The following is an 8,545-nucleotide window of genomic DNA, read 5'->3' on the forward strand; positions in this document are numbered from 1 at the left end:
GAACAGCATCGCGTTTGAAATCGTCACTGAATTTGGCTGTGCTCATGATGGCCTCCTTGCCTCAAATTTAGGGAAGAAGGCGTCTACAAATCTAGGGGCTATTCATACACCATCCGATGGGACACTATCGAGCCCTGTTATCCGACGAATTATAGAAAACGCGCAACATCCTGAATTGAGGTCGGCATTGAGGGGCACGAAACGAGACCAAGCGACCCGCGGCCTGGGCAAGACTACTGTTGGGACAGAAGACCTGAGCCGCCTGCACGAACTGCGCGAGGCGTGGGGAATGGTTAGCGACGGACCACTCCTCGTAGTAGGTCGCCTGACCGGCTCGTTGCGAGATGACATGCCAGATGTCTTCTTCTTGTGCGATCTGACGCATCCCACGGATGGTCATGGCCTCGTTTACCCTCAGGAAGACCCGCGAAAGGGGACGCAAGCCTTTGTCGCGCCTCGTGAGATTCATGCATGCCTAAACCCTGCAGACGCCGTGACAGGCAAACACTGGGCCATCGCGGAACTCGAGCTTGCCCCGCCCAACGTGCGCGAGCAGCGGAATAACCCGCATGAATGCAACGTCCGCGCCGGCACGCTCCGCCTTCTGAGTGCTTTGCCACAAGAATGGAAGGTTGAGCTTCGAGGTCCGGATGAGGCGCGACTAATTGCAGCTTTCGCACGCGACGAAATAGAGGCTGCTGTACGCGCCGAAATTCTTCGAGATTCCCGTGAGCTGGTCGATCAGGAAGAAAAAAACCGCCAGCACCGCCTAAGAATCGCAGCGGAGCTCCAAGCGGCTCGATATCACGCCGATGAGCAGATCGCAAAATTCGAAGAACAGATTGCAGAAGGCAAGCGATCAAGAGATGCCGTCAATGGGGAGGTCCAAGAATTACAAGAGCTTCTGGCAGAAGAGAACGAACGGCTGAAGGAGCTCCGCCTAAAGGCAGAGCAGGAAAGGAATATCATGGAAGAGCGCTATCGGAAGTTAGAGGAACTCCTGACGGAAAAAGGTGGACGTCTGGTGGCTCTCGGTCTGATCGATGAAGAAGACTTGGCTTTCGTGCTTCCCAAGGCGCCGCAGGATCAGGGGGCTAGGGGCGAAAGCCTGGAGCAAGCCCTTGGAGGAGATATTGCGCGCCTAGCGCCGTGGCTCCAGGCGCGGCTTGCACGGTCGGGGCTGCTTTATTCTCAGGACCAGTTACGCAATTTCGTTACCTTGTTGCGTACGCGGGATCTAGTGGTACTTGCTGGGGATTCCGGCTCGGGAAAAACTAGTCTGGTACGCGCCGTCGCTGAGGCGGTTGGTGGGACGTGTGCCATCATCCCAGTCAAACCAAACTGGACCGGGCCCGAAGACCTGCTTGGCTACTACAACCCCATCGAGCGTAGCTATCACCCCACTCCATTCCTGCTGGCCCTGCAGGCTGCCGCAAGAGCACCCGACGTTCCATATTTTATCTGCCTTGACGAGATGAACCTCGCAAGAGTGGAGCATTATTTCGCGGATTTTCTCAGTCTTCTTGAGAGTCGCGGTCATCGACCCGAAATCCATCTCTATACTGCGGATGAAGAGCGCCATCTGGCGATGGAGCACGGAGTCTTTCTTGAACTTGAAGCAGAGGCCCGCCGCCGGGCGGACCTCGACGAAGCTGCCACACTGGAGCAGATCCTAACCAATGACATAGCGAACAACGCACTTCATCAACTCGGCGGGTTTCGCGATGCAGAATCCGTTCTCGTACACCATGGCCGCCTGCGCCGAGCACTTTCGGCACACATGCGGATGCCCACGAGCCTGAAATTTCCGGAAAACGTCTGGATCTTCGGAGCGGTGAACATGGATGAAACTACTCACCACCTCTCCCCCAAGGTTCTAGACCGCGTCCATGTATTACGCTTCAACAATCCTATGTTGGCCGATTGGGATAAAATTGAAGCCGAAATTTCCGACGTGACCGAGAATCCTGAAATCAACTTGGGCCTGACGCCAAACGACATTGGATCGCGCGCAGAGTACCCTCCTTTTGACCGTCGCAATGATGCGGCCAGCTTCTTGGCTGGCCTCGCGCGAGACCATCTTGATCCGCTAGGGGTAGAATTCGGAATGCGTGCTGTCCGCCAATCGTTGGGATACCTTGCAGCCGCGGAGTTGACTGGGATAGATCCCGACAAAGCACTGGACAATATCGTCCGCCAGAAGATCCTGCCGAAGATCGCTCTCGACACGAGCCGTCCGACTGCCGACGGGCGCAAACGACGCGACGTGCTTTTGTCGCTTCGCGAAGCGCTTGCCGAACGACTTGGACCTCCCGAAGTTGCGCCAGGCGAAGGTAACTCAGTTGGCGACCTTGACCGCCTGATCGCGCTCGCGGACGGCAGCAACAAGGTAGCGAACTTCTGGATGCGATGACTTTGCCTAACTTTGCGCTGCACTACCTGCGGATTGAATGGCAGGAGCGCGGAATTGCGCGTCGCATGGAGATTTCCAGCGACCCGATCCAGATTGAGCAAGACGATGATGGCCACTACCGGGCCGAAACGCAGATGTTTCGGGACTTCCATCCTTGGGTAGGACTGCGCTTTAGCGACCGAGCCGTTGAGACTGTACCATACCTCGTTGGAGCTGACGGCGAGAGACAGCCTTGGCTGATGGTCAGCGATACCGCAGGGCGTGAGTGGTGGGTACAGGACAACGGCTGGGATCACGAACGCAAAACTCACCTAAGCGAGCTGCACCGCAGCTTCGGCGAGTTTGAGCTTCATGTTGGCTCGGAGAAGCTGCTCTTAGTGAACGTCTCCCTCGACCTCGGACGCACCGAGGCCGAAGACTACCTCGCGGATTTTCGTGATGAATTGATCACACTTGCCCTCAACCGCCAAAGCTCGGCCACTGGTGGCGTCATCAGATCGGAGTCTGCGGACCTGGTCGAAGCATTGTCCCAGTTCGCCCGTGCGGCTCGCCATGTAGTTGGCAATCCTGCGCGAGAGCTGTCGGAAATCGACCAAATACAACCCGTGGGGCGACTCCGTCCAAATGCCCGAACATTCCGGGAGGTTCTCAGAAGTCCCTCTCAGCGGAGCTATCCCGGGCGCGGCGCCGAAGATAATGCCGACATTCCGGACAACCGTTTTGTGCGCCATATGGTGCAGTACTGCGCAATGCTTTCATCGCGGATCGCACATGCATCTGAAGCACAAGCACGTCGGCTCTCGGCGCGGGCCGAGCGTGCCCGCAACCACGCACGCAACCTCTTGGACTCCGATAGCGAAAAAGTAGACCCCGAAATTTTCGGGAACCAGCTTGCCGAGATGGAGGCTGCAATCGGAGCAGTGAATTCTTGGTCAAACTCTGGGCTGCAAGGTCAGGGAGGCGTACGTGATTTTTGTATCAAGCTGGAGAACTCATATGACTATTTGCCGCGGACTCAATTCTACAAGCGGTTGGATGTCGACCCTTGGGAAGACGAAAAGCTAGGCATCACCAGCAGCATCGTTCAATTGCCCGAGGAGCCGTATCGGCTGGTCACACAAGCATCAAAGTACCTGAACAAGCGTTCACGCCTGTTCGAGTTCTCTGGAGTCGGCAACGTCCGGCGCAATCCACGAAATCGCTCGATGCGCCTCCTTGAGCTTGAGGAAGTGCGCCATATGAATGTCAGATCGCCAGGTCTTGAGAAAAAGACCGCGTTGCGGGAGCGCTATGAGCAGAGTGGCTGGACTAGGAAGCTGACACGTGCGGAGCTCGAGGAGCGTCACGTAGAGGCCCGCAGCAGCGACCGGCGTGCATCTCAGCTCGCTCAGCGGGCAAAGCTTTCCATGTCTGCTTCTGCATTACTTTCCCGCGCCGGCGAAGACCTGAGTTCACAGGACATGGTGTGGTCTGCGTTAGGCGTAGCAACAAGCGCCTCGCTTCCCATGGGAATGCGTTTTGTACAGAGTCCAGCCTATGCATCGGTGCTGAACGCTTTTAACAGGGTGCAGGAACTTGCTGAGAAAATTGGGATCGGAGGGCAAGAAATTGAGCAGATTGATCGCATCGGCATTCTTCATGCGAGCGCGATTTACGAGCGTTGGTGCCTGGTGCGTCTCATTTCCCTGCTGACCGACACCTTCGACTTTACGCCAGAGCACGATTGGCTTGACCGTGTCGTTGAAGGCATCGGCGGGCCGCTCAGTCCTTTCGAACTGCGCTTCGATCGCGTCGATGTAGGAATGATCGGCAGGCTCGAGGTTCAGCCTGTCTTGCCCAATGGCCGCCGTCCGGATTTCCGCCTAACCTTCCAGCGCCGCGAAGGAAACTCCAAGAACGCCAGCAACGCGGATGTGTTTGGTGCGGAAGAGACGGAGCCATCCACAGGGCTTGTCCTCGACGCGAAGTTTCGGACACGTTGGCGCCCTGGTGAACTCGATAGGGTTCTGCACGATATTGTCGAAGCTAGGGGCTATCGTCAGGCCGCGCGACGGGTCTTCATCCTGCAACCAGCAGGTCAAGTGGTGGGGGAGCCAACGTCTCCTCTGCGATGGGGGCGCGATTGTGACTACGGCCAGAACAGCCCTGAAAACCACGGCCAAGGGGTGGTGCGCGTTTCACCACATCCAAGGGAATGGCACAATCTACATCGGCTTGTCGCAATGGAATTGCAGGCGAGCTTCCCGGCCCCCCGAAAGATCGAAGACGAGTGGCGCAGCGACAGTTTCTGCATCAGCTGCGGCCGTCGCCACGAGGTTGCGGGCATCAAGCATCGTCTAACCAAGAAAGACAGAGATTACTGGGATCTGACATGTCAGGATTGTGGTCTGACGACGAGACGAACACATTGCTTTTCCGGATGTGGCACGCCCCTTTTCAAGAATGGTCTGATTCTAACCTACCACCGCACCATTGCGGACCAGCTTACAAACGTTGCCTGCCCTTGCTGTGGCGAGTTCTTTGATCGTGACATTCACGAAGCGGATAGCATCCGCGGTGCTTTCGGGTGATGCGAAACGCCCCGAAGGACTTCGGCCCCTCTTGCTTCCACAGTGCTTCCACGGGGGCTGGAAACGCAAACGCCGCCCTGGAGGGCGGCGCCTAAGCGTTTGATAACGCGCGGTAATTTGGTTGCGGGGGCCTGATTGCACAGAGACTTGTAAGATCAGCGGGTTTGATTTGAGTTGCCACTCTACCGCGCCGATTTCGGAGAATTTAGTCGCCCATCTTGACGTTGCAGCCTCAACCATTGGTGCGAACTGACTACGGATACCGATGTATCAAAAACCAACAAGCGCGACCAGCAAAATCTATCGCAATCTCTCACAACTTTGGAGCAATCTCTATCAATTTTGTTTCCGGCGCGAACAGGTACACCGACGGCATAAAAACCTCTCTCTCTAACTTACCATCTACATATCGCCGCAACTCGAAGTCACCCTGCTTCGATCTATACTTATATGAACACTGTCGGTTCCAAATGTTTTCCAAAGAAATAAGTTTGTGATCGTTCGGCATCTCCACAGTCCAGTGATATGATATCTGACCATACTTAATATCATTTGAGTTAAGGGCCCGAGGCGGGTTCATATCGTAGGAATTCGGATCAATCATGTAGCCTGAATTCTCACAAAGCTGATACAAACCTACATCCAAAACAAACTCTGGAGGAGCCGTCAGATTTTTGGGAAATACAGTTACACCCCACATGAAAGCCTTGTGCAAATTATCTACATACACAAAGTCTTCTGAGCCAACAGCTAGCATTTCTGAAAGAAGAGACATAGGAATTATAGGAGATGCGAAGTCTGACACACTAGTTGCCGCACCTGCAACAATTTCAGACACTGTATCCATTGTTGCTTGGTATGCGCTTTGAACCAGCGCATACGGCACCATCTGGTTTGAATCAGCATCGACACTAAGTGATGGGGCGTGAAACCCAATCTTGCCACGCGGGTGCAACATGCGGAATGTTATGATATACTCCCACGCCGCAACGGAGCCGTGCATAAATGCTATTGCACAGGCAGAGAGACATTCTGCACCCTCAGGCACATAGGTTCCGAAATAGTTATCACGAAGAAGCTCTCCTATTTCCAAGCCTTCGTTTAACCTACCACCTCGACTGTTCATGCACATAATAAAATTCAGATCGTCGTGATCTTGGCCTGGCAAGTTCTGAATCATCAGAGCCAACTTAGCAGCATCTCCAGCCAGAATTTCTCCTTCCATCTTGTGAGTGCACGTTCCGCTTTCCTTCTCATCGAACGGAACTGGCAGGTTCGACAACTCTGTAAACTCTGCAGCTGAAGCCAAACTCGTGAAAAACAACGAAAACATCGTAGCGAAGAAAAGCCTCCCAAAGCATACTCGAAAGTTAATATGCACCCATTTTTGATTGGGAGTCATTCACACTCTCCACTTTTAAAAAAAGCCAGACCCGACAGGAGTTCAGTTGTGTTTGATGAAATGGCCATCTGGTTCAAATAGCCCGAGAAAACACAGTGTATTGCCATTGCATCTTTGGAGATAAGATCACGCATAAGTTCCGCATCACAAAGTCCGGACTGAGTGCATCGTTCTGCTGAGTTAAAGAAGCTCGATAACGCTAGTAGCGCAGAGTTCAGTTTTCGATCCGAGGCGTTGGAAAATTCTTCCGATTTGGCGATATAAGTTTGTAGGTCCGAAGCACCCAACCGAGCCGGTTCAACCTTCATCTGTATTGATTGAATTGTGAGGAACAACCGTTCCTTTGCATCCTGAAGCTCGCCCGAAAAAAACGGAAGCGCCAACTCCATCGTGAATTGGCGTCTCTGCTTATTTGACTCATTGAGGTACGCCATTACTGCGACAATGACAGAAACACTGACGACGAAAGCAGACACGACTTGCGCAACTGCAGACCATTTATCTAGCCTACCCACAGTTTAGAGCCTTGGATATCTTCACTAGCCCGTGCTCATCGGGCTTGATTTCAAGCTCTGAAAGACACTTCAGTTCTGCCAAGGAAAAGATCAGAACGCTGTCTCCATGCCCCATAGTCATAGTTCCCGTGTTTACCGCCGTACTTGCCAAGGCCTTTGCCATGTGGACCTCAGGGCAGGCATCAACGATAATAACCACTGGATCAGCCCCCTGATCTGCGTAGCTTGTAGCGTGCTCCAGAATGCACTGAGCCTTTTCCAGCGGTATGGTCCAGAAGCTTTCTTCAGAGGCGACAACTCCAACCTGGAATAACGTTGCACCTGCCACTACCGCAACTTCGACTAACCGATTCAATGCAAAGTCCCCTAGCTATTGCTCTCCTCACAAACGTGAAGACAATCCAAAATATTTGGCTCAGTATGTATGATAATTCATGTTTGAAGGCGGGTCTATCGGGTCACACCCTTGGCACAAGAAAAGACGACATTTGGGCCGGATGCAGACCAACGGAAATCAGAGAGGGCCGCAGATTGAACACTATAGAAAGGCACCGCGACACCGTTCTTTCCCAGTACTCCAAGACGCCCGCGTCTTCCATTAACCATCCCGGAGCTCTGTTCCGGATGTGTTCTTTTTTAACTTGCCGGACAGGCGACTCCGGACTACTTCTCATCCATCGCCAGAAATTGAATTTCTGCAGCGATTTAGCGGCCCCCACCGGTGCTAGGAACACCGACAGAGGCCTGACCCGCAACCTTCTCTCGAAAGGCCGAAGGCTATGTTGACCTTTATCGTTATCTCCCCAGATGGGGAAGACCAGTCGCACGTCTGTCCTGTACTTGAAGCCGGATCACTGCAAAACAAAACGCTGCATGGCGACCTGTTGCGGTCACCAATTGCGTTCCCTAGCCACTGATCCTTTCACTTCATTGCGATAGCGCCAGTACCTCGCCGACATTAACGGTCCGGTTGCCCGTCTCGGGGGACCAATGCGGAAATTATTTCCGCATATGATCCCCTGTGTCTGCGTGGCTGCCGTCATCGCTCCAACAGGAGATTTCTATGACCAAGACCACACTCAAGACAACCACGTCACCCGTATACGCGTTTTTCGCAGACACACCGGAACTGAAGCAACAGTTCGACGCATTCATCAAAGAGCTTATCGAACCTTCGCTGTCGACGAATGCCCTTTCGATACGCGTGATCAATGCGCTCATGTACTACTTACGGGAGCACGCCGATACCGAGACCAAGCAGCCATTCGTGAACATCATTCGCGGGCTGATCCAGCAAGTCGTGATCGGTCCGGCCGAACACGGCAACGGCATCGAGCTTTACGTCCACGGCGCGATCGTGAGCATTCTGGCAACGATGGACACGATCAAGGCGATGGAAGCGGAGTTCCGGACGGCTCAGGAGTACGAGTTCCACAACCTGATCGACAAGGGCGTTCTGGACACGGAGGCCAAACGCAAAAAGTTCCTCGCGCTGTGTGCGGAGGAACTTGAGGGTAAGCGCCGTGAATGGCAGGACATACAAGTTTCAGTGGTTGCGGGGGCAGGATTTGAACCTGCGACCTTCAGGTTATGAGCCTGACGAGCTACCGGGCTGCTCCACCCCGCGGTAAGTCTTGAGCGACCG

Annotated in this window: 5 protein-coding genes and 1 tRNA gene; 2 read left to right on the forward strand and 4 right to left on the reverse strand. The window is 53.9% G+C overall.

The window, feature by feature from the left end; all coding sequences use genetic code 11:
- Both CRO46_RS19660 and CRO46_RS19665 read left to right on the forward strand, forming a co-directional pair.
- The coding region (locus CRO46_RS19660; protein WP_244577980.1) for an McrB family protein at nt 1-2,413 on the forward strand (2,413 nt) is incomplete at its 5' end.
- 65 nt (nt 2,414-2,478) lie between these two features.
- Nucleotides 2,479-4,983: a hypothetical protein gene (locus tag CRO46_RS19665; RefSeq protein ID WP_210421554.1), complete on the forward strand. Its 2,505-nt coding sequence runs from the start codon at nt 2,479-2,481 to the stop codon at nt 4,981-4,983.
- A gap of 313 nt (nt 4,984-5,296) precedes the next feature.
- Here CRO46_RS19665 and CRO46_RS19670 read toward each other — a convergent pair whose 3' ends face one another.
- The 4 genes from CRO46_RS19670 to CRO46_RS19690 form a co-directional block, all read right to left on the reverse strand.
- The gene (locus tag CRO46_RS19670) at nt 5,297-6,385 is read right to left on the reverse strand and encodes a COG3904 family protein (RefSeq protein WP_097109523.1); all 1,089 of its coding nucleotides are present in this window, start codon (nt 6,383-6,385) and stop codon (nt 5,297-5,299) included.
- Entirely contained in the window at nt 6,382-6,861 is a 480-nt protein-coding gene (locus CRO46_RS19675; RefSeq protein WP_143439081.1) for a DUF4760 domain-containing protein, read from the reverse strand. The genes CRO46_RS19670 and CRO46_RS19675 overlap by 4 nt, the downstream gene beginning before the upstream one ends.
- Nucleotides 6,862-6,892: 31 nt before the next feature.
- Nucleotides 6,893-7,255, reverse strand: coding sequence for a hypothetical protein (locus CRO46_RS19680; protein WP_097109525.1), 363 nt, complete (start codon nt 7,253-7,255; stop codon nt 6,893-6,895).
- Nucleotides 7,256-8,450: 1,195 nt separating this feature from the next.
- A tRNA-Met gene (locus CRO46_RS19690) sits at nt 8,451-8,527 on the reverse strand.
- Nucleotides 8,528-8,545 lie beyond the last annotated feature (18 nt).

The sequence above is a fragment of the Parahoeflea halophila genome, assembly GCF_900220985.1.
Classification (GTDB): domain Bacteria; phylum Pseudomonadota; class Alphaproteobacteria; order Rhizobiales; family Rhizobiaceae; genus Hoeflea; species Hoeflea halophila.